23 protein-coding genes are annotated in these 22,545 nt (G+C 71.5%); 12 read left to right on the top strand and 11 right to left on the bottom strand.

What is annotated here, in order from left to right; genetic code table 11:
* Positions 1 to 88 precede the first annotated feature (88 nt).
* On the top strand, positions 89 to 604 hold the full coding sequence (locus ACSP50_RS07905; RefSeq protein WP_014688634.1) for a DUF4240 domain-containing protein: 516 nt from the start codon (positions 89 to 91) through the stop codon (positions 602 to 604).
* Positions 605 to 940: 336 nt separating this feature from the next.
* On the opposite strand, the gene ACSP50_RS07900 is transcribed toward ACSP50_RS07905, so the two are convergent.
* From ACSP50_RS07900 to ACSP50_RS07885, 4 genes are all read right to left on the bottom strand, one after another.
* Positions 941 to 2,071 carry a glycosyltransferase family 4 protein gene (locus ACSP50_RS07900; protein ID WP_014688633.1) on the bottom strand — a complete coding sequence of 377 codons (1,131 nt, stop codon included), beginning with the start codon at positions 2,069 to 2,071 and terminating at the stop codon, positions 941 to 943.
* A 259-nt stretch (positions 2,072 to 2,330) separates the two neighbouring features.
* Complete coding sequence (locus ACSP50_RS07895; RefSeq protein ID WP_014688632.1) at positions 2,331 to 3,587, bottom strand: M48 family metalloprotease; 1,257 nt, start codon at positions 3,585 to 3,587, stop codon at positions 2,331 to 2,333.
* 11 nt (positions 3,588 to 3,598) lie between these two features.
* Complete coding sequence (locus tag ACSP50_RS07890; RefSeq protein WP_014688631.1) at positions 3,599 to 3,808, bottom strand: hypothetical protein; 210 nt, start codon at positions 3,806 to 3,808, stop codon at positions 3,599 to 3,601.
* A gap of 111 nt (positions 3,809 to 3,919) precedes the next feature.
* Positions 3,920 to 5,290 (bottom strand): NYN domain-containing protein, encoded by a 1,371-nt coding sequence (locus ACSP50_RS07885; RefSeq protein WP_014688630.1) that lies wholly within the window; start codon positions 5,288 to 5,290, stop codon positions 3,920 to 3,922.
* 104 nt (positions 5,291 to 5,394) lie between these two features.
* Between ACSP50_RS07885 and ACSP50_RS07880 the strand changes: the two genes are divergently transcribed.
* The 5 genes from ACSP50_RS07880 to ACSP50_RS07860 all read left to right on the top strand — a co-directional run bounded on the left by ACSP50_RS07880 (position 5,395) and on the right by ACSP50_RS07860 (position 11,029).
* Positions 5,395 to 7,194, top strand: a complete 1,800-nt coding sequence (locus tag ACSP50_RS07880; protein ID WP_043511024.1) for a DEDD exonuclease domain-containing protein — start codon at positions 5,395 to 5,397, stop codon at positions 7,192 to 7,194.
* A 107-nt stretch (positions 7,195 to 7,301) separates the two neighbouring features.
* On the top strand, positions 7,302 to 9,092 hold the full coding sequence (locus ACSP50_RS07875; protein WP_014688628.1) for a bifunctional (p)ppGpp synthetase/guanosine-3',5'-bis(diphosphate) 3'-pyrophosphohydrolase: 1,791 nt from the start codon (positions 7,302 to 7,304) through the stop codon (positions 9,090 to 9,092).
* A 69-nt stretch (positions 9,093 to 9,161) separates the two neighbouring features.
* Positions 9,162 to 9,725: an NUDIX domain-containing protein gene (locus ACSP50_RS07870; RefSeq protein ID WP_014688627.1), complete on the top strand. Its 564-nt coding sequence runs from the start codon at positions 9,162 to 9,164 to the stop codon at positions 9,723 to 9,725.
* A gap of 32 nt (positions 9,726 to 9,757) precedes the next feature.
* On the top strand, positions 9,758 to 10,699 hold the full coding sequence (locus ACSP50_RS07865; protein ID WP_014688626.1) for an NTP transferase domain-containing protein: 942 nt from the start codon (positions 9,758 to 9,760) through the stop codon (positions 10,697 to 10,699).
* A 42-nt stretch (positions 10,700 to 10,741) separates the two neighbouring features.
* The gene (locus tag ACSP50_RS07860; protein ID WP_014688625.1) at positions 10,742 to 11,029 is read left to right on the top strand and encodes an Lrp/AsnC family transcriptional regulator; all 288 of its coding nucleotides are present in this window, start codon (positions 10,742 to 10,744) and stop codon (positions 11,027 to 11,029) included.
* Between the two features lie 3 nt (positions 11,030 to 11,032).
* Here the strand turns inward: ACSP50_RS07860 and ACSP50_RS07855 are convergent, their stop codons facing one another.
* The gene (locus ACSP50_RS07855) at positions 11,033 to 12,001 is read right to left on the bottom strand and encodes a S9 family peptidase (protein ID WP_231956885.1); all 969 of its coding nucleotides are present in this window, start codon (positions 11,999 to 12,001) and stop codon (positions 11,033 to 11,035) included.
* A gap of 74 nt (positions 12,002 to 12,075) precedes the next feature.
* On the opposite strand from ACSP50_RS07855, the gene ACSP50_RS07850 reads away from it, so the two are divergent.
* On the top strand, positions 12,076 to 12,663 hold the full coding sequence (locus ACSP50_RS07850) for a GNAT family N-acetyltransferase (RefSeq protein WP_014688623.1): 588 nt from the start codon (positions 12,076 to 12,078) through the stop codon (positions 12,661 to 12,663).
* Positions 12,660 to 13,502, top strand: coding sequence for a PaaX family transcriptional regulator (locus ACSP50_RS07845; RefSeq protein WP_014688622.1), 843 nt, complete (start codon positions 12,660 to 12,662; stop codon positions 13,500 to 13,502). Before ACSP50_RS07850 ends, ACSP50_RS07845 begins: the two co-directional genes overlap by 4 nt.
* Positions 13,503 to 13,568: 66 nt before the next feature.
* Here ACSP50_RS07845 and ACSP50_RS07840 read toward each other — a convergent pair whose 3' ends face one another.
* The 4 genes from ACSP50_RS07840 to ACSP50_RS07825 are packed head-to-tail and all read right to left on the bottom strand — an operon-like array spanning position 13,569 to position 17,767.
* Complete coding sequence (locus tag ACSP50_RS07840; RefSeq protein WP_014688621.1) at positions 13,569 to 15,179, bottom strand: ubiquinol-cytochrome c reductase cytochrome b subunit; 1,611 nt, start codon at positions 15,177 to 15,179, stop codon at positions 13,569 to 13,571.
* Complete coding sequence (locus ACSP50_RS07835) at positions 15,176 to 16,273, bottom strand: ubiquinol-cytochrome c reductase iron-sulfur subunit (RefSeq protein ID WP_014688620.1); 1,098 nt, start codon at positions 16,271 to 16,273, stop codon at positions 15,176 to 15,178. The genes ACSP50_RS07840 and ACSP50_RS07835 overlap by 4 nt, the downstream gene beginning before the upstream one ends.
* Positions 16,270 to 17,118, bottom strand: coding sequence for a c-type cytochrome (locus ACSP50_RS07830; protein WP_014688619.1), 849 nt, complete (start codon positions 17,116 to 17,118; stop codon positions 16,270 to 16,272). The genes ACSP50_RS07835 and ACSP50_RS07830 overlap by 4 nt, the downstream gene beginning before the upstream one ends.
* 52 nt (positions 17,119 to 17,170) lie before the next feature.
* Positions 17,171 to 17,767 (bottom strand): heme-copper oxidase subunit III, encoded by a 597-nt coding sequence (locus tag ACSP50_RS07825; protein WP_014688618.1) that lies wholly within the window; start codon positions 17,765 to 17,767, stop codon positions 17,171 to 17,173.
* A 110-nt stretch (positions 17,768 to 17,877) separates the two neighbouring features.
* Here ACSP50_RS07825 and ACSP50_RS07820 point away from each other — a divergent pair, with 110 nt between their 5' ends.
* The 4 genes from ACSP50_RS07820 (at position 17,878) to ACSP50_RS07805 (ending at position 20,930) form a co-directional block, all read left to right on the top strand.
* Entirely contained in the window at positions 17,878 to 18,849 is a 972-nt protein-coding gene (locus tag ACSP50_RS07820; protein ID WP_014688617.1) for a cytochrome c oxidase assembly protein, read from the top strand.
* 49 nt (positions 18,850 to 18,898) lie between these two features.
* The gene (locus ACSP50_RS07815; RefSeq protein WP_043511022.1) at positions 18,899 to 19,333 is read left to right on the top strand and encodes a hypothetical protein; all 435 of its coding nucleotides are present in this window, start codon (positions 18,899 to 18,901) and stop codon (positions 19,331 to 19,333) included.
* A 35-nt stretch (positions 19,334 to 19,368) separates the two neighbouring features.
* Entirely contained in the window at positions 19,369 to 20,427 is a 1,059-nt protein-coding gene (trpD, locus tag ACSP50_RS07810; protein WP_014688615.1) for an anthranilate phosphoribosyltransferase, read from the top strand.
* 293 nt (positions 20,428 to 20,720) lie between these two features.
* Entirely contained in the window at positions 20,721 to 20,930 is a 210-nt protein-coding gene (locus ACSP50_RS07805) for a hypothetical protein (RefSeq protein ID WP_014688614.1), read from the top strand.
* A 184-nt stretch (positions 20,931 to 21,114) separates the two neighbouring features.
* Here ACSP50_RS07805 and ACSP50_RS07800 read toward each other — a convergent pair whose 3' ends face one another.
* Positions 21,115 to 21,540 carry a cytochrome c oxidase subunit 4 gene (locus ACSP50_RS07800; protein ID WP_014688613.1) on the bottom strand — a complete coding sequence of 142 codons (426 nt, stop codon included), beginning with the start codon at positions 21,538 to 21,540 and terminating at the stop codon, positions 21,115 to 21,117.
* 10 nt (positions 21,541 to 21,550) lie between these two features.
* Entirely contained in the window at positions 21,551 to 22,480 is a 930-nt protein-coding gene (gene coxB, locus ACSP50_RS07795) for a cytochrome c oxidase subunit II (protein WP_014688612.1), read from the bottom strand.
* Between the last annotated feature and the right edge of the window lie 65 nt (positions 22,481 to 22,545).

The raw sequence follows: 22,545 nt of genomic DNA, 5'->3' as shown, positions 1-22,545 counted from the left end.
ACCCGGCCCTACCCGGTCGGTAGTCGGCCGGACGGCCGCGATCGGTCGGTAGTCGGCTGGACGGCCGCGATCGGTATCCTCCCGGGCCATGACGGAGAAGATCTTTCCAGCCGAGGCCGACGAGGCACGCTTCTGGAGCCTGATCGAGTCGGCCTGGACCGCCCTCGGCGACGAACCCGCCCGCCTGCGCCACGAGCTGCTGACCGGGGCGCCCGGCACGGATCCATATGCGATCGACGCCTGGCTGGACCGCTTCGTGGAGCAGCTCACCGCCCTCTCTGCCGATCTCTCCTCGGCCGAACTGACCGCTTTGGACCGGGTGCTGGAACGCAAACTTCACGACCTCGACCGTGCGGACATCCACGAGGTCACCGACGGTTCCGACGACGGCTTCCTCTACGCGCGTGGACACATCGTCGCTCTGGGCCGGGCCTACTACGACGCGGTCAGCGCCGACCCGCAGAAGGCCGTCGTGGACGCCGACTGCGAAGCCATGTGCTATCTCTTCGCGAACCTCCACCAGGAACGCTTCGGTAGCTGGCCGGAAACCGGTTCCGGCATCAGCCGCGAAAGCGGCTCCAACTCCAGCGGCTGGAGCAGCTGACAGCCGCTCACGACCAACCCGCTGGAACCACCGACCGCTGTACCGGCAATCGCTGGACGCGGACAAACCGCTGGCCCTACCCGCCCCGCGGGCGTGGTCAGCCCGACCCGCGCAACGCGGACGCGGACGCGGACGCGACCAGCACGGCTGAATCGATCGCGGCGGTCATCTGGTCCGGTTGAAGCGGGCCGGACCAGGCAGGCGGGCCGGGCCGGGCAGGGAAGCCGGGTCGGGCAGGCGGGCAGACACAGGCGACCGGGTCAGGCAGGCGGGCAGACACAGGCGACCGGGTCAGGCCGGCGGGCTCAGGCAGGCGGGCGGACGCAGGCGGCCGGGTCAGGCGGGTGGGGTGAGCAGGTTGGTGAGGCGGGCGGCCTGGGTTTCCCAGCGCCACTCCTTCTCGACCCAGGCTCGGCCGGCCTGACCCATGGTGCGGGCCTGATCCGGGTCGGACAGCAGGGTGGTGAGGCGGTCGGTGAGGCCGGCCAGGTCGGTGCCGCCGACGACATAGCCGGTTTCGCCGTCGCGGACCGCGTCGGGGGCGCCACCGGAGTCACCGCCGACGACCGGGAGGCCGGTGGCGGAGGCTTCCAGGTAGACGATGCCGAGGCCTTCGACGTCCAGGCCGGCGGCGCGGGTGCGGCACGGCATCGCGTAGACGTCGCCGGCCGCGTAGTGCTCGGGGAGTTCCGCCCACGGGACCGAGCCGGTGAAGATCACGTCGGACTCGACGCCGTGATCGCGGGCCAGGGTGGCCAGGGTCTTGCGGTACGGACCGCCGCTGACCAGCAGCAGCGCCGCGCCGGGGACGCGGCGGCGAAGCTCCGGGAGGGCACGGATCAGCATGTCCTGCCCCTTGCGCGGGACCAGCCGGGACACGCAGACCACCACCGGGCGGTCGGCGAGGCCGTGCCGTTTGCGGACCGCGGAGCCGTCGACGCCGGGATGGAACGTGTCGACGTCGACGCCGGGGGCGAGTCGTCGCAGGTCGGTCAGCCCGTGCAGCGCCCTGTCGAGGCGGACCCGCTGGTACTCCCCCAGGTAGGTGATGACGTCACTGCCGCGGGCGATGCGGCGCAGCAGCGAACGGGCGCCGGGCAGGGCGGCCCAGCCGATCTCGTGGCCGTGGGTGATGCCGACCGCGCGGGTGATCCCGGCGGTGCGGCGCAGGCCGTGGGCGAGCAGCCCGAGCGGGGCGGCCGCGCCGAACAGGACGCTGTCGCACCCGTGTGCGCGGGCGAGTTCGCCGGCCCGTCTGGCGACCGCCGGGGTGGGTAGGAGCATCCCGGTGTCCTCCCGGACCACCTCGAACGGCTGCTCGGCGTCGAACGCGGCCGCCCCTTTCCAAGTGGACGAGTAGACGATCACCGAGCCGGCCGGCTGGCGCACCGCGAGGTTGTGCACGAACTGTTGAATGCCGCCGGGCCGCGGCGGAAAGTCGTTGGTGACCAGCAGCGTGCGCGCCATCAGCGGACACCCCCGCCGACAAGCCCCATCCGGGCGCGCCGGACGCAGGCCCCGCCCGCAAGGAAACCAACGGCGCGGGGTCGCGCCGCGAGACGACCCGCGACACGAGAGCGGACCGCGAGACGACCCGCGGCACGAGGGCGGACCGCGGGACGACCGGCGGCGCGGAGGCGGACCACGGGACGACCGGCGGCGCGAGGGTGGGCGGGGAGCGGGCCGGCGGCGCGGGGGTGGGCGGGGAGCGGGCCGGGGGTCGTCATCAGCGTTCGCCCCGGGCGTAGGCGCGGGCCGCGGCCATCCGCTGCACGGTGGACGGGTGCGTGGCGAACATCAGCAACTCCCAGGTCGGCGGGTCGGGGTCGGACAGGTTGACGGTGCCGAGGCGGCGTTGCATGGCTTCGAAGGTCTGCGGGTCACCGGTCAGGTCGAGGGCGTGCCGGTCGGCACGGGCCTCGATCTGCCGGGAGACGAACGCCTGGCCGGGGCCGGCGAGCAGCCCGGCAAGCGCGGCCAGCGCGAGCAGCAGGCCGATCGCCCGGGGCTCGCCGATCGTGTCGACGCCGGCCAGCCGGAGCAGGCCGGTCCAGGCGCCGAGCAGGTAGATCGCGATCACCGCGAGCGCGGCGCCGAGCGCGCCGAGCAGGGTGCCGGTGAGCACATCGCCGTCCTTGGCGTGGCCGAGCTCGTGGGCGGTCACCGAGACCACCTCGTCCGGCGTGGCCTCGGTGAGCAGGGTGTCGTAGACGACGATCCGCCGGGTGGGGCCGAGGCCGGACACGTACGCGTTGACCGCGCGGGTGCGCCGCGACGCGTCGGCGACCAGCACGTCCTTGACCGGCACACCGTCGGCGGCGGCCAGCGCGATCAGCTCGGCGCGCAGCGGGCCGGCCGGCATCGGGGTGAACCTGTTGAAGATCGGCTCGACGACCACCGGCAGCACGAACGACAGCAGCACCACGAGCCCGGCGGCACCGGCCGCCCCGAAGGCCCACCACCAGCGTGGTGCGAAGCGGGTGACCGCGAAGAACCCGGCCAGGGCCAGGCCGCCCAGCACGGCCGAGACGGCGAAGGATTTCAGCAGGTCGGTGCCCCAGCCGCCCCACGACTGGGTGGATATCCCGTAGCGCACCACGATGGTGTGCCGCCAGGCCGCGAACGGCAGGGTGAGCAGCTCGCCGACGAGGACCACGAGCAGCCCGCCGAGCACCGCGCGGCCCAGCCAGTGCCCGCCGAACGGCCGGCCGGCCAGCTCGACCAGCCGGGCGCCGAGCGGGGTGAGCCCGAGCGCCAGCGCCACCACCAGGCCGAGCAGCATGCTGCCGTAGGTGCCGGGACGCAGCTCGGCGCGGAACTGCCGGGCCCGGGCGACCTGCTCGGCCGGGAATCGGCCGAGCGCGGCCACCTGGTCGGCACGCGGGGCGGGGGCGCGGTGCCAGGGCACGGTGAGCGCGGCGACCAGCACCAGCGCCACGAGCAGCACCCCGAACGACACCAGGGCCCACATCCGGGGAGTCATGGCGAAAGATCCTATGCCGTCCGGCGGAGCGCGACCCGGACCGGCGGCTCCGGCGTCTCCAGCAGCTCCACCTCGAGACCGGCCAGCTCGAACACCTCGATCGCCCGCAGCTCACCGGGAGTCAGGTCGGCGATCCCGTCCGGTGTCTGCGCGAGCACGCTGACCAGGCACCCGGTGCACTCGTCGGTCCGCTCGACGCAACGACCACAATCGATGATCATTACCCCTCCTCGACCAGGAGGCCCGGCGCGACGGGCCGGTCACCTCAGGTGACCGTCACGCTAGGCCGGGGGTATGACAAGAAAATCGCCGCGCCGGTGTACGAGGGGGGCTCAGGACCGGGCGAGCCGGCGCAGCAGCGAATCCGCGCCCATCGGATACGCCCCGTGACGACGGACACCGTCGGCGACCTCCCGGTCGGAGGAGACCACCACCAGCGGCCGACCGGGCGGCTCGGCCCGGACCAGCTGGCGGATCAGCTCGTCGGCGGTGGTGCCCTTGCGGGAGAAGAGCACCCGCACGCCGCGCGGCGCCGGCGGCAGCCCGTGCACCCGCTCGGCCCCGTCGAACACCACGGTGACCTCGTCCCCGGTCTGCGCGGCGATCCCGCCGAGCCCGGTGATCAGGCGTTTGCGCTGCTGCTCCAGGGACATGTCGGCGAAGCCGCGCTTGGTCACGTTGTACCCGTCGACGACCAGGTGGGCGCGGGGCAGCGCGAGCAGCTGGTCGAGCCGGCCCGGGTCGTCGGTGTCCTGGGCGCGGGCCTGGGACCGCTCGGGTGCGCCGGGCCGGTCGGCCGCGGCGTCGGCCACGAAGTCGGCGGGCAGCTTGTCGGTGGGGTCCAGGGCCAGCTCGCGGCGCAGGCCGGTGGCCGCCTGCCCGATGGTTTCGAGCAGCAGCCAGAGGCGGGCGTCGTCGACCGCGCGGGCGTCCTTGGCGGCCTGCTTCCCGGTGGCCGCGGCGGCTTCCGCGTCGGCGAGGCGCGAGCGCATCCGGCGTACCTCCGCCTCGTGGTCCAGGGCGACGCGCGCAGCGCGGCCCTTCTCGGTGGCTAGCAGGTCGGCCGCGCGTTTCTGGGCGGCCTGGGTCTCGCGCAGCGCCTTGGCCGCGACCCGCGCCTCCTCGCGCACCTGGCCGAGCTCCTCGCGGACCCGGGCCAGCTCGTCGCGCAGCTTGTCGGCCTCGACCCGGGCCACCGCCCGGTCGTGCTCGGCGCGGGTGGCCCGCTGCTCGGCGGCGCGGATCCGGTCGGCCAGGGCGTGGCTGTCGGCGTCGGCCCGGACCACGTCACCGGCCGCCTCGATCAGGTCCCGCCAGCCGTCCGGGCGGGCCAGGTAGGCCAGCGCGGCGACCTCCACCGGGTCGGCCGCGGCCGGGGCGACCCCGCTGGTCACGGCGGCGCCCAGGTCACCGGCGTCGGTCACGATCCGGGCACCGATCCGCTGCCGGAACAGCGGGTCGGCGGTCAGCTGGGCGGCGATCTCCCGGCCGCCGAGGCGGGCCCGCCGGTTCGGTGCGAAGCGGGCGACCCGGCGCAGCACCACCGGGATCTCGTCGGCCGGCAGCCCGGGCAGCGCGGCGGCGGCGAGTGTCATGATCCGCTGCCGGACGACCTCCGGCAGAATCGGCTCGGGGGTGACATCCACAGCCGCGGCCGCCGCCTCCTCTGCGGGGCGGTCGTCGGGGTTCAGCGGCGCGGACATCCACCCATTCTCACACCGTGGCCCGCGAAAACGCTTGCCACGGCAAGTGATCTTTTCCAGGCGGGTTCGGTTAATGTCGTACCCCCGCTCTAGTGTTGCCCGCCGTGGCACAACCGGCTTATGTGCAGGGCACTCTGGACACGCTGCTGTCGGCGGACGGCTCGGTGGATCCGGCGGCCGTCTCGCTGGCCGACACCACCTTCGTGGTGCTCGACCTGGAGACCACCGGCGGCGCTCCGGACGGTGGCGGGATCACCGAGATCGGCGCGGTCAAGGTGCGCGGCGGCGTGCCGATCGGCGAGTTCGGCACGCTGGTGAACCCGGGTGAGCCGCTGCCGCCGTTCATCACCGTGCTGACCGGCATCACCGAGGCGATGCTGCGCCCGGCCCCGCCGATCGAGACGGTGCTGCCGGCGCTGCTGGAGTTCCTGCGCGGTGCCGTCCTGGTCGCCCACAACGCGCCCTACGACGTGGGCTTCCTGAAAGCCGCCTGCGCCCGGCACGGCTATCCGTGGCCGGCGCCCCGGGTGCTGGACACCGCGGCCCTGGCCCGTCGGGCGCTGACCCGCGACGAGGTGCCCAATCGCAAGCTCGGCACGCTGGCCCAGTTCTTCCGCTCCGCGGTGCAGCCCAACCACCGGGCGCTCGACGACGCGAAAGCGACCGTCGACGTGCTGCACGGGCTGATCGAACGGCTGGGCAGCTTCCGGGTGCACACCCTGGGCGACGCGATCGAGTTCGCCAAGGCGGTCACCCCGGCCCAGCGCAGCCGCCGGCACCTGGCCGACGGCCTGCCGCACGTGCCGGGGGTCTACATCTTCCGGGCCGCCGACGAGCGCCCGCTCTACGTCGGCACGTCGAAGGATGTCGCCACCCGGGTGCGCAGCTACTTCACGGCCGGCGAGAAACGCGCGCGGATCTCCGAGATGCTCACCGCCGCGGTCCGGGTGGAGGCGATCGAGTGCGCCCATCCGCTGGAGGCGGAGGTGCGCGAGCTCCGCCTGATCGCGGCGCACACCCCGCCGTACAACCGCCGCTCGAAATATCCGGAGCGGGTGGTGTGGCTCAAACTGACCGCCGAGGCCTTCCCCCGGCTGTCGGTGGTCCGGCGCTTCGCCGAGGACGGCGCCACCTATCTGGGCCCGTTCTCCTCGCGGCGCACCGCCGAGCTGGCCGCCGCCGGCGTCTACGACGCCGTGCCGTTGCGACAGTGCAACCACAAGCTGTCGCTGCGCACCCGCACCCCGGCCTGCGCGCTGGCCGAGCTGGGCCGCTGCCCGGCGCCGTGCGAGCACGAGATCACCCCGGAGGAGTACGACCTGCGCGCCGCCGCCCCCTTCCGGGTCGCCACGTCCGGCGACCCCGGTCCGGTGATCGAGGCGATCCTGGCCCGGCTGGACACGCTGAGCGACCGCCGGCGGTACGAGGAGGCGGCCACCGTCCGGTCCCGCCTGATCGCCCTGCTGCGCGCGCTGATCCGGATGCAGCGGTTGGACGCGCTGACCCGGCTGCCGCAGGTCGTCGCGGCCCGCCGGGACGACCGGGGCGGCTGGGAGATCGCGGTGGTCCGGCACGGCCGGCTGGCCGCCGCGGCCACCTCTCCGCCCCGCGAGCATCCCCGGCCCACCCTGGACGCGGCACTGTTGACCGCCGAGACGGTCCTTCCCGGACCGGGCCCGGTGCCGTCGGCCACGGCGGAGGAGACCGAGCGCATCCTGGCCTGGCTGGAGCGGGGGGACACCCGGCTGGTGGAAACCTCCGGCGACTGGGTGTCACCGGCTCGTGGCGCGGCGCGTTTCGCGGTCCTGCTCAGCCGGGCCGAGGCGGCCGCGTCCGCACAAGACTCGACCGTTCGCCTATCGGTAACTGACCGTTCGGATGACGCCCGCTCGCTTAGGCTGTAAAGGACTCGGGGACTTGTGGTGATTCACGGTTGCGGCAGAGGCAGCCACCACGGTTCGCGTGCCATGCTTCTCGCACGGGGCATGACGATCGGTGAGGGGGTGTCCGGGTGGACGTCGACGCCGGCCACGGCGCCGCTCTCGGTCGTGCGCTGCCGGCCGCCACGTCCCCGAGCCCGCTCAGCTTCACCCGGCGGCTCCGTTCGCTGCTGAGCTTCCAGGGCAACGACGACGATCCGGTTTCGACCCTGGCCAAGACGCACCGGACCATCCACCCGGCGGCCGATGTGGCGCTGCTGCGCCGCAGCTACGCGATCGCCGAGAGCATGCACCGCGGCCAGTTCCGCAAGTCCGGCGATCCGTACATCACGCATCCACTGGCCGTCGCGCAGATCTGCGCCGAGCTCGGGATGGACACCACCACCCTGGTCGCCTCGCTGCTGCACGACACGGTGGAGGACACCAGCTACACGCTGGAGGCTCTGGAGGGCGACTTCGGCCCCGAGGTGACCCACCTGGTCGACGGCGTGACCAAGTTCGACAAGGCGTTCTACGGCAAGGCCGCCGAGGGCGAGACGATCCGCAAGATGATCGTCGCGGCCGGCAAGGACGTCCGGGTGCTGGTGATCAAGCTGGCCGACCGGCTGCACAACATGCGCACGCTGGACGCCCGCTCGCCGGCCTCCCGGGCCCGGATCGCCAACGCCACGCTGGACGTGCTGGTCCCGCTCTGCGACCGGCTCGGCATCCAGGCGCTCAAACGCGACCTCGACGACGTGGTCCTGTTCCACCTGGAGCCGGACGCGTTCGCCCGGATCGACGAGCACGTGCGCAACCGGCCCGGCTGGGGTGACTACCTGGCCGACGTCTCCGCCAAGGCGCGCGTCGCGCTGCGCCGGTCCCGGGTCGACGCCGAGGTCACCGCGCGTCCCCGGCACTACTACTCGATCTGGAAGGACACCGTCGCCGGCGGCCACTCGGTCCCGCTCGACCTGCCCCGGATCGCGGTCGTGGTGGACGGACCGGAAACCGACTGTTACGCCGCGCTCGGCGCGATCCACGGCCGCTGGCGCCCGGTCGCCGGCCGGTTCAAGGACTTCATCGCCTCGCCGAAGAACAACCTGTACCGCTCACTGCACACCACCGTGGTCGGCCCGGAGGGACGCCTGGTCGAGGTGCTGATCCGCACCGAGACCATGCATCGATACTCCGAGTACGGCGTCGCCACCAGCTACCGATATCCCAAGGTGTCCGACGAGCCACCCGGCGCCGACCAGCTGACCTGGCTGAAACGAGTGCTCGACTGGCAGCAGGACACCACCGACGCGGCCCAGTTCCTCGATTCGCTCCGATGTGACCTGGCCGAGGCCCAGATCACGGTCTTCGCCCACGGCAACGCGTACGAACTGCCCAGCGGCTCCACCCCGGTCGACCTGGCGTACGAGCTGGGCCCGTCGAAGGGCGACCAGTGCCTCGCCGCCACCATCAACGGCCGCCTCGCCCCCCTCAGCTCCCCGCTGCGCGACGGTGACGTCGTCGAGATCTTCTCGGAGAACGACGGGCACGTCGAGGTCGAGCCGAACGCCCCGCGCGGCCCGCGTCGGGAGTGGCTCGGATTCGTCAAGTCGAGCCAGGCGCAGATGCAGATCAACCGCTTCTTCGACGAGCGGAACGAGCCCGGCATCAGCATCGCCGACAAGGTCCGCCTGGGCCGGGCGACGATCGGGCTGACCCTGCGCAAACACGACCGCGGCCTGGCCAGTGAGGTGCCGTTGCGCCGCCTCGCCGAGGACATGGGCTACCCCGACCTGGAAACCCTGCTCGTCGCGGTCTGCGAGCGCACCGTCGAGCCGGACTCGGTGGTCGAGCAGCTGATCGCCATGGTGGACCACCCGGACTGAGGCCGGTCCCGCCCCGCCTTCCGCCCACCCCGCAGGCTTCGTTCAGCGGGCCGGGCTAGCCTTACGCGCGTGAACCTTCCTCGGCAGCTGCGTGGCCTCGCGTATCAGGTCTTCTACGGCCTCCCCCTGCCGATGCGGCGCCACATCGCCCGCGCGGTCTCCCCCAAATTCCTGGTCGGCGCGGTGGCGGTGATCCGGGACGCGGAGGCCGCCGAGCCGGGCCGCATCCTGCTGCTGCGCCAGCCGCCCGGCCGCGGCTGGGGTCTCCCGGCCGGCCTGCTCAAGCGCGGCGAGCTGCCAGCCGTCGGCGCCGCCCGCGAGCTGCACGAGGAGGCCGGCGTCCGGATCGAGCCGGGCGATCTGCGCCCCGGCGACCCGAACGCGATCGTCCACCCGAACGGCGGGGTCGTCGACACGGTCTGGTTCGGCTGGGTGCCGGCGTCCAGCACACCGCTGGCGGTCGACGGCGGCGAGGTCCTGGAGGCCCGCTGGTGGCCGGTCGACGACCTGCCGAAGCTGACCTGGCCGACAGCCCGGCTGCTCGGCGTCTACGGGATCGGGCCCAAAGCCGGCGAGTTGCCCCCGTCGGTCCCGTCGTCCAGCGCCGCCCCGTCCCGGGATCTCCCCCAGTGACCCACCGGCCGCCCCGCCCCTGGAGCTCCCCAGTGACCCACTCGCCCACCGGCCCGGCCGTCGCCGGATCCGGTACGCCGCGCAGTCCCGAGGTGTGCGGGGTCGTGCTCGCCGCCGGCGAGGGGCAGCGGCTGCGCCCGCTCACCGCGACCGTCCCGAAAGCCCTCTGCCCGGTCGGCAACCTGCCGCTGCTCGACCACGCCCTGCGCCGCCTGGCCGGCCTCGGCCTGCTCGGCCCGGAGGACGTCGCGGTGAACGCGGCCTACCTCGCCGATCAGGTCGTCGCGTACGCCACCGGCCGCGCGCACCTGTCGGTCGAGCCGGACGGCCCGCTGGGCACCTCCGGCGGCGTCGCCCGGCTGCGCAAGTGGATCGACGGTCGCGGGGTGCTGGTCGGCAACGCCGACGCCTACCTGGCCGACCCGTTCCGCGACCCCGGCCGGGACATCGAGGCCCTGTGCGACGGCTGGTCCGGCGACACGGTGCGCCTGCTGACCAAGCCGTGCCGTCCCGGCGAGGCCGGCGGTTTCAGCGGTAACCGTTTCGCCGGTTTCTCCCTGCTTCCTTGGCGGTACGTCGCCACCCTGCCGGATGAGCACAGCGATCTCGTCCGCACCGCGTGGCGTCCCGCCGAGGCCGAGGGCGCCCTGGAACTGATCGGCTACGAGGGCCACTACCTGGACACCGGCACCCCGTCGCTGTATCTGGAGGCCAACCTGCACGCCGCCGGCGCCGGCCTGGTCGACCCTTCTGCCGAGGTGACCGGTACGGCCACCGGGTCGGTGGTCGGTGCCGGCGCCCACGTGGCCGGCACGGCCACCGGTTCGGTCGTCGGCGCCGGCGCCCACGTGGCCGGCCGCATCACCCGGTGCGTGGTCTGGCCGGGCGCCACCGTCGAGCCGGGTGAGGACCTCGCCGAGGTGATCCGCGCCCCGGGCGGGCTGACCGTCCCGGCTGCCGGGCTGGGTGGATAGCATGGTGCCGGAACATTCGCCGCACGGGTGAGGAGACCTCAGGTGAACACCGCGATCGTCCACATCGACTGCGCCACCGACTCGATCCCCGAGGTCGCCGAGGCGCTGGCCGCCCTGGACGGCGTCAGTGAGGTCTACTCGGTGGCGGGTGGCGTCGATCTGATCGCCATCGTGCGGGTCCCGCGGTTCGAGGACATCGCCGAGGTGATCGCCGGCCGCATCTCCAAGACCGCCGGCGTGATCAACACCGAGTCGCACATCGCGTTCCGGGCGTACTCCAAGCATGACCTGGAGGACGCCTTCGCGATCGGGCTGCCCGACGCCGACTGACGGTCACCGCAGCCGTTCCAGGCGATCGCGGTAGGTGTCCAGCACCCCCGGCGCCAGCAGCGCCCGTGGCCGGAAAACGGCGATCACCAGGCCCGCCGCGTCCGATTCGGCCACCACCGGCCGGGCCAGCGAGTGCACCGCATCGAACATGGCGACGGCAACATACCGGTCACCGAGGATCGACCGGTAGGTTGCCGCGGTCTCCGCGACGTCGACGTTGCGGTCGTGCTCGCCCAGCATCAGCAGCACCGGCACGTGCCGCCCCGCCATGGCCCGCAGATCGGCGGTGGCGTCCGAGGTGTAGTTGCGGGCCACGAAGCCCCATCGGGCCTCGTCCATCGGCTCCGGGTCGCCGCTGCGGGCGCGATAGGTCCGATAGGTCGCGCCCTCGTCCAGAAGCTGCCGGGTGCGATCGCTGACCGCCAGGGCCCGGTCGCGTTCGGCATCGCCCGCCCCGTCGTGGCTCAGTTCCGCGAGCAGGTTGTAGCGGCCCTGGCGGAGCCAGTTGACCGCCGGACCGGCCAGCACGACCGCGCTGATGTCGTCCCGGACGGCGACGATCCGCGGCACCACCCAGCCGGCCTGGCTGGCGCCCCACAGCACCACCGGCCCGTGCGGCACGTCCGGCCGGCCACGCGCCCAGTCGATCACCCGGGATGCCTCGTCTGCCCGGCCGGCCATGCTCTGCGCGAGCCAGTCCCCCGCCGAGCGGCCGACGCCGGGCTTGCTCCAGGACAGGGTCGCGAACCCGGCGTCCGCCGCGGCCTCGAACCACGGCTGGTACAGCCCGTCGTGGGTGGCCTCCACCGGCCCGTCACCATGGATCATCACCACCAGGCCGCGTGGCACGCCGCCGGCCGGCGTGGTGAGCACGGCGTCAAGCGCACCGGCCGGCCCGGGGACGCTGAGCCGCCGCACGTCGATCCGGAAGTCGTTGCCGGCGAGCAGGACGGCCACACCGACACCGATCACGGCGGCCACTGTCGTGATGACCGCAAAAACTATCTTCCTTCGCACGGTCGTAGATTAGACGATAGAATCGAGCCATGACACTGGAGATCGGATCCGGCTTCACCGAGGCCGAGCGAACCCGGGTCGGCCTGCTGTACTGGGCGGCCTTCGGGCGCAAGCTGCGCCTCGCGTTCCGCGACGAGGCCACCGGCGTCACCCGGGTGACGGCTGCGCTGCTCCCCGACCGGATGCTGATCGCCCGGGCCGGCGGCGCCGTGACCGGGGTGTGCGGCTTCCACCGGGACGGGCACGGCGCGGCCGACCTCTCGTGGTCCCGCCTCCGACCCCAGGCCGGCCGGGCGAGCGCACTGCGCGCGCTGCTGGCCCTCGCCCCGCTGGAGCGACACCCGCAAGCCGGCGTGCTCCTGCTGGACGGCGTCGCCGTCGACGCGGCGCTGCGCGGACGCGGCATCGGATCCGCTCTGCTGGCCGCCGCGGAGGAACAGGCCCGTCGGCAGCATGCCCGGTGGGTGCAGCTCTCGGTCGTCGACACCAACCCTCGCGCCGAGGCGTTGTACCGCCGGCTCGGATACCAGCCGGTCAGCAAGGGATCGATCGGCACTCTGCGGCATCTGTACGGCTTCGAGCGTTTCACCACGATGCGGAAGAGGATCAGCGCGTGACACCCGCTCCGAGGACCGTCGTCGAGGCGTTCCTGCCCGCCGACGGCGCGGCCGCACTGGACCAGCTCTACGACACCGCCAACGCCGCCGGGCTGGACGACCAGCCGGTGCGCCTGACGATCCGGCGAATGGTCGCCGCCGGCGAGGTCACCCAGTCCGGGCGGGGCCGCCGCGGCACCCTCGCACTGACCGCCACCGGACGCGAGCGCCTGCGCCGTGACCGGCTGGCGCTGCACCTGGCCCTCGCCCAGGACCGCGGGCAGGCCCCGTGGGACAGCCGGTGGCGGTTGCTCGCGGTCAGCGTTCCGGAGACGGACCGCGCCGCCCGGGACGCCATGCGCCGTGACCTTCTGGCTGCCGGGGCGGCGCCGGTCTCCACGGGTCTCTACGCCAGCCCGCACGACCTGAGCGCGATGCTCGGCCCTCTCGACACCAGCGCCACCGTCGCCGGCACTCCGGGCGCGGACACTCCCGGCACCGGCGCGTTGTTCCGGGCCATCGCCACCGACCTCGACGTGCGCGGGGTGACCGACCCCGCCGAGATCGCCGAGATGCTCTGGCCGGCGGCGCCGATCATCGACCGGTACGCCGTCGCCGACCGGGCCGTCGAGCTGGCCGGTTCCCTGCGGCCCGGCGCCGACACCCGAGCCGTGCTGCTGCGCCAGCTGCGCCTGGCCGATGCGTGGGAACTGGCGATGCGACAGGACCCGCTCATCCCGCCGGAACTGCGTGGCGACCCATGGCCTCCCGCCACGATCCGGCGCCGGTGGCACACCGCCTGGACGGAGCTGGCCGCCCAGCTCCCCGATCAGCTGCTCTACCGCGGCTGGCTGCCCTGACCCCGACGAACCCGGAAAAAAGATCGGCCCGCCGGCGGAAGCCGACGGGCCGATCTCCTGCGTATCTCAGCGCTTGGTGGTGATCTCCTCGCGCTTGGTGGCGCCGATCGGAGCCGGCGACACCGGCGCCTCGGCCGGCTTCTCGATCGGGAAGAAGAAGCCCTTGACCGCCGGCGCGAGCGCCCCGATCTTGTTCATCTTCTTCGGCACGACCCAGCCGCGGTACTCCAGCGGGATCGGGTGCCCGTGCTCGTCCACCGGGCCGAGCGGCTGGTGGATCTCGACGAACTTCCCGTTCGGCAGGCGCTTGATGATGCCGGTCTCGACGCCGTGGGCCAGAACCTCCCGGTCGTGCTGCTGCAGACCGAGACAGATCCGGATCGAGACGTAGTAGGCCAGCGGGGGCAGGACCAGCAGACCGATGCGGCCGGCCCAGGTCATCGCGTTCAGGCTGATGTGGAACTTGTCGGCGATCACGTCGTTGCCGCCGGAGATCGTGGCGACCAGGAAGAACGTGAAGGCCATCATGCCGATGCCGACGCGCTCGGGGTTGTCCCGGGGACGCTGCAGCAGGTGGTGCGACCGGTTGTCCTTCAGCTTCCGCGCTTCCAGCCACGGGTAGAGCATCGGCAGCGTGAACAGCGCGCCGAGGCCGACCACGGCGGGCCAGAACAGCGGCGGGATGCTGTAGCCGTCGCCGAACGGGATGTAGATCTGCCAGTTCGGCATCAGACGGACCAGGCCGTCCATGAACATGACGTACCAGTCGGGCTGCGAGGCCGAGGAGACCTCGGAGGCCAGGTACGGCCCGAACAGCCAGATCGGGTTGATCTGGAAGAGGCCGGCCATCAGCGCGATCACGCCGAAGACCGCCATGAAGAAGCCGCCCTGCTTCATCGCGTACCGCGGGAACATCCGCTCGCCGACCACGTTCTCGTTGGTCCGCATCGGGCCCGGCCACTGGGTGTGCTTCTGCTTGAACACGATGCCCAGGTGAACGCTGATCAGCGCGAGCAGGATGCCCGGGATGAGCAGCACGTGCGCGATGTAGAACCGGCCGATGATCAGCTCGCCGGGGTACTCCCCACCGAAGATCGAGGCGGACAGCCAGGTGCCGATGACCGGGAGGGACAGCATGATCGCCGAGGCGATGCGCAGACCGGTGCCGGACAGGCCGTCGTCCGGCAGCGAGTAACCGGTGAAGCCGGCGAAGAACCCGAGCAGGAACAGCAGGACGCCGATCACCCAGTTGATCTCACGCGGCTTGCGGAACGCGCCGGTGAAGAACACGCGGGCCATGTGCACCACGATCGACGCCATGAACAGCAACGCCGCCCAGTGGTGCATCTGGCGCATGAACAGACCGCCGCGCACCTCGAACGAGAGGTTCAGCGAGGACTCGTAGGCGCCGGACATCTGCACGCCGTGCAGGCCCAGGTACGACCCGTGGTAGGTGACCTCCTTCATCGTGGGATCGAAGAAGAGGGTCAGGAACACACCGCTGAGCAGCAGCACGATGAACGAGAAGAGGGCGATCTCCCCGAGCAGGAACGACCAGTGGTCGGGGAAGACCTTGTTCAGGAGCGCCCGGAGCGGGGTGGCCGCCTGGAAGCGGTCATCGACGCCCTTGGCGAAGTTGGCTGTTGCCTCGGCTGGATCTAGCTTTCGGCGTTTCACGGCCGCTCCCAGAAGTCGGGTCCGACAGTGTCCTTGAAGTCAGACGTTGCCACAAAGAAACCTTCTGCGTCCACCGACAGCGGCAACATCGGCAGACGCCGGGTGGCGGGGCCGAAGACCGGCTGCGCGTTGTCGGTGATCAGGAACTGCGACTGGTGGCACGGGCAGAGCAGGCGATTCGTCTGCTGCTCGTACAGGCTGGCCGGGCAACCGGCGTGGGTGCAGATCTTCGAGTACGCGACGTAGTTACCCCACATCGAGCCCTTGTTGCGCCCGTTCTTGTCGCTGTCCGCGTTGGCCCGGGCCTTGGCGGCGTCGGCGTCACGGAGGTGGATCAGCAGGGTCGGCGAGTCCGCGTACCTGTTGGTCGCCCCGCCCGGGATGCCGGGGAAGGCCGTCATCTGACCGCCCGCGCTGACGTCCTCCGGACGGATCGGGGTCCCGTCCTCCCGGGTGAGCCGGACCGGCTTGCCGCCGTTGGGCACCGGGTCGAAGCCGGTGTGGTCCATCATCTGCTGCGGACCCTTATGCGGATTCTGGATCAGGCCGCCGACCAGCGGGGCCGCCGCGGCCAGGCCGAGTGGGGCCAGGCCGAGACCGATCGCGCCCTTGAGCAGCGGGCGCCGCTGCACCCCCAGCTCGTCCGCGACGTACATCATGGTCTGGCCGGTGATCAGCCGGTCCTCGTCGCTGGACGGGTCGCCGTGCCGCTGCTGGATCGACAGCTCGTGCGGCAGCAGTTTCTTGGCCCAGGCCAGGATGCCGATGCCGAGCGAGAAGAGCGACAGACCCAGGGTCACCCCGAGGATCGGCGTGAAGAAGTCGCTCCTGGTGGTGCCCAGGGCCCACTTCCACGGCCACACGATGTAGAAGACCAGGAAGGCCAGGGCGGCCAGGCCGGAGAAGATGAACAGGAAGGAGATGCTGCGCACCATGCGCCGCTCGGCCTTCGAGTTCGGACCCGGGAACTGCGACTCGTACGTGACGATCTCGATGTCGTCGCGCCGCAGGCCCTCTTTGACGATGTCGAAGCGGGTCAGCTTCGGATCGGTCACGTCGACCGGCTCGCCGGCGACGCCGTGGTGCGCTGTCATGACTTCCCCGCAATCCAGAGCGACGTGAAGACCAGGATCGTGATCCCGACCAGGAAGATCGCCAAGCCCTCGGTCGCCGGACCGTAACCGCCCAGGTTGAACACGCCACCCGGGTCCTTGTTCTGCTGCAGCTGCTGCGTGATGTAGGTGATGATCTCGCGCTTCTGGTCGGGCGTGAGCTGGTTGTCACCGAAGACCGGCATGTTCTGCGGGCCGGTCAGCATGGCCGCGTAGATCTGCTCCGCCGTGGCGTCGTGCAGGCTCGGCGCGTACTTGCCGGACGAGAGCGCACCACCGGCGCCGGTGAAGCTGTGGCAGGAGGTGCAGTTCTTCCGGAAGAGCTCGCCGCCGCGGGCCAGGGCCTCGGGGTTGTTCTTCAGGTTCTCGACCAGCTCGCCGGTCGGGATCTGCGGGCCGCCACCGATCTCCTGGATGTACTGCGCGATCTGCTTGATCTCATCCGGGGTGAACTGCGGCTTCTTCTGCTCGGCCTGCGCCTCCTGGCGGGTCATCGGCATGCGGCCGGTACCCACCTGGAACTCGACCGAGGCCGAGCCGACGCCGATCAGGCTCGGGCCGCGGTCCTGGACACCCTGACCGTCCCGCCCGTGGCAGGTGATGCAGCTGTTGTCGAAGAGCTCCTTGCCCTGCTGCGCGGCGGTGGAGAGCTGGCTGTTGTCCTCAGCGAAGGCGCCAGGGGTGAAGGCGGTGTAGACGCCGCCGGCGAGCGCGAGCGCCGCGAGCATGCGCACCGCCGCACCGACCCGGCGGCGTGCCCGGCTGGGCGCGCCGCGGCGCCGGGAGAACACCCGGGCGCGCCTGCGGGCGGGGGTGTCAGAAGTCATGGGCTTATGTCCCTCTGGATTGAACCTGAAGCTCAGCGGATGTCGGCGGCGGTCACTTCAGCCAATAGATCATGGCGTACAGAGCGATCCAGACGACGTCCACGAAGTGCCAGTAGTAGGACACGACGATCGCGGACGTGGCCTGCGCCGGGGTGAAGCGCCCCATGGTCGTTCGGATCATGTAGATGATGAAGGCGATGAGGCCGCCGGTCACGTGCAGACCGTGGAACCCGGTGGTCAGGTAGAACATCGAGCCGTACCCGTCACCGTTGAGCTTGACGCCCTCGTGGACCAGGTTGCGGTACTCGTTCGCCTGGCCGAGCACGAAGATCAGGCCCATCACGAAGGTGATCGTGAACCAGCGCCGCAGCGCGAACACGTCACCCTTCTCCGCCGCGAAGACACCCAGCTGACAGGTCACCGACGACAGGACCAGGATCGTGGTGAAGGTCGTGGCGTACGGGATCTTGAGCTCTCTGGTGTGCTCCGCCCACATGCCGGGGGCGGCCGCGCGAATGGAGAAGTACATGGCGAACAACGCCGCGAAGAACATGAGCTCACTGGAGAGCCACACGATCGTCCCGACGCTGACCATGTTCGGCCGAGTGAGCGAGTGGATCCGGCTCTTGTCGATGGCTGCCGCTGTCACGGGCTCATTATTCCCCCGCGGTAGGCCTAAGGTCAGGCGGGGTCCCCAATCCGGTCAGGCGAGCCGCCCGCAATATTCGGTGACCAGGGGGTAGGTCTAGCTTTTCAAGGGTGCAGTCAGTCGAATTTGCCTCGCTGGCGGACGGGTCCGGGGATACTGGACTCCCGCCCTTCACCGCGGCCGCGATCTTCACCCGGTTCCACTTCGTCAGCCTGATCGCGGTGGGTCTGCTGGTCGCCGCGGCGCTCTACCTGTACGGCGTGCACCGGCTGCGGCAGCGCGGCGACCACTGGCCGGGTGGCCGGGTGGCGGCGTTCGTCGCCGGTGGACTCGGCTCGATCGCGGCGGTCTCGGTGACCGGCATCGAGGGCTACGACACCACGCTGATCTCGGTGCACATGGTGCAGCACATGGTGCTGTCGATGGTGGGCCCGATCTTCCTGGCCCTGGGCGCGCCGGTCACGCTGGCCCTGCGGGTGCTGCCCACGCAGCCGCGCAAGGCCCTGCTCGCGGTGGTGCACAGCGGGTTCGTCCGGGTGCTGACCTTCCCGCTGGTCGCGTTCGGACTGTTCGTCGCGAACCCGTTCATCCTCTACTTCACGCCGCTGTACCGGCAGACGCTGGAGCACGCCTGGCTGCACGAGTTCATCCACGTGCACTTCCTGATCACCGGGTGTCTGTTCTTCTGGCCGCTGCTCGGCCTGGACCCGCTGCCCAACCGCTGGCCGTACCCGGGGCGGGCGCTGCTGATGGTGCTGTCGGTGCCGTTCCACACGGTGCTCGGGCTGACCATCATGCAGGCCTCCGACCTGCTCGGCGGCGACTGGTACCCGAGCCTGCACCTGAGCTGGATGGATCCGCATGCCGACCAGGTCACCGCGGGCGGCATCCTGTGGGCCGGCGGCGAGATCGTCAGCGTCACGATGCTCGGCATCCTGGTGATGCAGTGGATCAAGCAGTCGGAGCGGGAGGCCCGCCGGATCGACCGGGCCCTGGACCGGGTCGAGATGGAGGAGGCCACGGCGGCCGCCAAGATCACAGATCCGCCGAACACGGATCGCCCGGGCCCCGAGGCCGGATAACAGATCCGATACGATCGGCGGGACCTCCGAGGTGAAGTGGGGCACAAAGTTGAGCGACACAGCCACGACCCAGTACACGGTTCTGCTATACAGCGACGACGCCGCGGTGCGCGACCGGATCCGGCTCGCCATCGGCACGCGTCCGGCGGCCGATCTCTCCGTCGAGTTCACCGACGCCTCCACCTGGGAGGAGTGCCGGCGACTGCTGGACGACTACGAGATCGACCTGATGGTGCTCGACGGTGAGGCGACCCCCGCCGGCGGGCTCGGCATCGCCCGGCAGACCAAGGACGAGTATCCGGACCCGCCGCCCACCTGCGTCGTGATCGCCCGCGCGGCGGATCGCTGGCTGGCAGCGTATTCGCAGGTCGACGCGACCCTGCTGGCCCCGCTCGACCCGGTCACCACCGGCCAGACGGTGGCCGGGCTGCTCCGCGCCCGCCGCTCCGGCGTGGTCCCGCTGGGCGCCCTCCCCCGCACCTGACCACCGCACCACACCCCCCGACGAAAGGCCCCGCCATGGGCGCACGCACCTGGCCGAATCTGACGAGTTCCCTGCTGCGTGGCGAGGAACTCGCCGCCGCGGACACGGCCTGGGCGATGAGCGAGATCATGGCGGGCAACGCCACGCCGGTCCAGATCTCCGGGTTCGCCGTGGCGCTGCGCGCCAAGGGCGAGACCCCGGCCGAGCTGGCCGGCCTGGTCGAGGCGATGCTGTCGGCCGCCACCCTGGTGGAGCTGCCGCCGGAGACCCGGGCCGCCGCTGTCGACGTGGTCGGCACCGGCGGCGACCGGGCCAACACGGTGAACATCTCCACCATGGCGGCGATCGTCACCGCCTCCGCCGGGGTGACCGTGGTCAAGCACGGCAACCGGTCGGCGTCCTCCACCACCGGCACCGCCGACCTGCTGGAGCACTTCGGCATCCCGCTCGACCTCGGCCCGGCCGGGGTGAACCGGACGGTCGCGGAGGCGGGCATCGGCTTCTGCTTCGCCGCGCGGTACCACCCCGGCATGCGGCACGCCTCGGTCACCCGCCGTGAGCTGGGCGTGCCCACCTTCTTCAACATGCTGGGCCCGCTGACCAACCCGGCCCGCCCACGCGCCGCAGCGGTCGGTTGCTTCGAGCCGCGGATGGCCCCGGTGATGGCCTCGGTCTTCGCCCTGCGCGGTGACTCGGCGCTGGTGATGCGCGGTGAGGACGGTCTGGACGAGTTCACCACGGCGGCGCCGACCCGGCTGTGGCTGGCCCGCGACGGTCGGGTCGACGAGATGCTGGTCGACGCCACCGAGCTGGGCCTGGCCCGCAGCGAGCCGAACGCGCTGCGCGGCGGGGACGCGTCCTACAACGCCGACGTGGCCCGCCGGGTCTTCGCCGGCGAGTCCGGCCCGGTCCGGGACGCGGTGCTGCTCAACGCGGCGGCCGCTTTCGCGGCCCAGGGCGGCTTCCCCGGTGATTTCCGCGACACCATGCGGGCCGGCATCGCCCGTGCCGCCGAGGCGATCGACTCCGGCGCCACCACCAAGCTGCTGGACCGCTGGGTCACCGCCGCTCGAGCCGCCAAGACCGCCGAATAACCGGCGTACGCCGTCATCCCCGCCCCGGCCCCGGTAGGCAGCCAGGGCACGTCCAGCGGTCGCCTGCGCCCCGGAACGGCGTCCATCGGGGCCGGAACCTCACCCGGACCCGCGGAACGCGCTCAGGGGCGGTCAGCGACTGCGACAGAATGGGTGGTTTGAGGGCACTAGTTGCTGAAAAATCTGGAAAAAGACTGCAACACACCGCCGGTGATGCTCGGAATCACCCGCGGGGCGTGACAACGTCTGAAGGACATTCGGGTAATCCCACCTTCCCGACGAAGGAGAAGCCCGTGCACGAACGTGAACTGCGCTGCGTCATCTGCGACGGCGACATGCTGTTCGAGACACCGCCCTGCGACGACGGGCACGACGACTGTCCCGAGCTGGTCTGCACCCGCTGCGGTGCCGCCGAGGTGGTCGCCCCGATCGTCGTCCACCTGTGGATGGAGCCGAAGGGCCCGCGGCGCATCGCCCCGCATCAGCGCACCGCCGCCGCCTGACCCGCGGCACCGGACCGCCCCGCGGCTGCGGGCCCGCCCCGCGGCGGCCACCGGGCTGACGGCGTACCGCGGCGATCGAGTGAACCGGAACGCCGGCGGGCCGCAAGCCGGCCGGCGACCCCGGAAAAGGCGGAAGCCCGCGTTCCCCGGAGGGGAACGCGGGCCACCGGAGACCGGACGGAGCTCAGTGCTCCGCGGGCTGCCGGGTGCTGCTGTAGTACTCGAAGAGCATCCCGCAAGCCGTGAAGATCACGCAGAGCAGGCCGAACGCCAGCAGCCACCACATCCAGAACACCAGGCCCAGACCGGCGATCGCCGCGGAGAACGCGATGCCGAACGGCCAGTAGCTGCCCGGGCTGAAGAAGCCCAGTTCGCCGGCGCCCTCGGCGATCTCGCCGTCCTCACGGTCCTCGGGGCGCAGGTCGATGCGGCGGGCGACGAACCAGAAGAAGCCGCCACACATCGAGCAGAGCAGGCCGGACAGGATCAGCGCGACGGTGCCGACCCACTCGGTCTGGTGCTGCTGGCCCTTGGTGTACAGGCCGTAGACGGTGGCTGCCCCGAAGAGGAACAGGGAGACACCCAGGAAGATCTTGTATTCGGTCTTCACGTCGTAACCCCTACTTCCCCGCGGCGACAGTGCTGCCGCTCTGGTTCCAGGTGTGCGTGCCGCGGCGGGTGTCGAACGGCTGCGTCTTGGTCGCGAAGGGCTGCTCGCCGATCGCGCTCAGCGCGTCCTGCGTCGACTGGCCGGCCTTCTTCGCCGCCAGGAACTGGTCGAACTTGGCCTGGCTGGTCGCGACCAGCTCGAAGTTCATGAACGCGTGGTACGTGCCGCAGAGCTCCGCGCACCGGCCGACGTAGCGGCCCTCCTTGTCGAGGGTCACCTCGAACACGTTGCGGATGTTGCCGGGCATGACGTCGCGCTTGAACAGCAGCTCCGGCACCCAGAACGAGTGGATGACGTCCTTGCTGGTCTCCTCGAAGCGGATCTTCTCGCCGACCGGGAGGACCAGGATCGGGATGACGTCCGAGGAGCCCACGGTGGACGCGACGGTGTGCGCGTCCTTGCCCATGCCGTCCCGGTAGTCGAACTCCCAGTTCCACTTGAACGCGGTGATCTGGACGATCTGGTCGGGGTTCTTCGACAGCTTGTCCACGTCGGTCTGGACGATCGCGGTGTAGTAGAAGAGCACCGCGACGATCAGCACCGGGGTGACCGTGTAGAGGACCTCCATCGGCATGTTGAACCGGGTCTGCACGGGCAGCTCGTCACCGCGCTTGCGATACCGGATCACGCACCAGAAGATCAGGCCCCAGACGCCGACGCCGACCACCAGCGCGGCGATCACCGAGGCGATCCACAGGTCGTACATCTCGTGGGCCTGCAGGCTGACACCCCGGCCGGGCCATCCGAAGTGGCCGAACTTGCTCCCGACGTCCTCGACCGAGCAACCGGCGAGCAGCGCCAGCAGCATCGCGCCGCCGAGACCCAGCCCGGCCGCCCGGCCAATCGCCCGCGGCCGTGTGGCCGAACTCCTTGCGCCCACCTGCTTCTGCCTCCTTAGCAGCGCCGCCGTCGCCCGAAACGGACACCTGGCGGCAAGGCTCACCG

The sequence above is a fragment of the Actinoplanes sp. SE50/110 genome (assembly GCF_900119315.1).
Lineage (GTDB): Bacteria > Actinomycetota > Actinomycetes > Mycobacteriales > Micromonosporaceae > Actinoplanes.
This window is presented reverse-complemented; position numbering and strand designations above follow the sequence as displayed.

What these genes read in the sequence shown, in the direction of transcription:
- ACSP50_RS07905 (WP_014688634.1), top strand. Translation starts at nt 89, where the DNA reads ATGACGGAGAAGATCTTTCCAGCCGAGGCCGACGAGGCACGCTTCTGG.
- ACSP50_RS07900 (WP_014688633.1), bottom strand. Translation starts at nt 2,071, where the DNA reads ATGGCGCGCACGCTGCTGGTCACCAACGACTTTCCGCCGCGGCCCGGC.
- ACSP50_RS07895 (WP_014688632.1), bottom strand. Translation starts at nt 3,587, where the DNA reads ATGACTCCCCGGATGTGGGCCCTGGTGTCGTTCGGGGTGCTGCTCGTG.
- ACSP50_RS07890 (WP_014688631.1), bottom strand. Translation starts at nt 3,808, where the DNA reads ATGATCATCGATTGTGGTCGTTGCGTCGAGCGGACCGACGAGTGCACC.
- ACSP50_RS07885 (WP_014688630.1), bottom strand. Translation starts at nt 5,290, where the DNA reads ATGTCCGCGCCGCTGAACCCCGACGACCGCCCCGCAGAGGAGGCGGCG.
- ACSP50_RS07850 (WP_014688623.1), top strand. Translation starts at nt 12,076, where the DNA reads ATGACACTGGAGATCGGATCCGGCTTCACCGAGGCCGAGCGAACCCGG.
- ACSP50_RS07835 (WP_014688620.1), bottom strand. Translation starts at nt 16,273, where the DNA reads ATGACAGCGCACCACGGCGTCGCCGGCGAGCCGGTCGACGTGACCGAT.
- ACSP50_RS07830 (WP_014688619.1), bottom strand. Translation starts at nt 17,118, where the DNA reads ATGACTTCTGACACCCCCGCCCGCAGGCGCGCCCGGGTGTTCTCCCGG.
- trpD (WP_014688615.1), top strand. Translation starts at nt 19,369, where the DNA reads ATGGGCGCACGCACCTGGCCGAATCTGACGAGTTCCCTGCTGCGTGGC.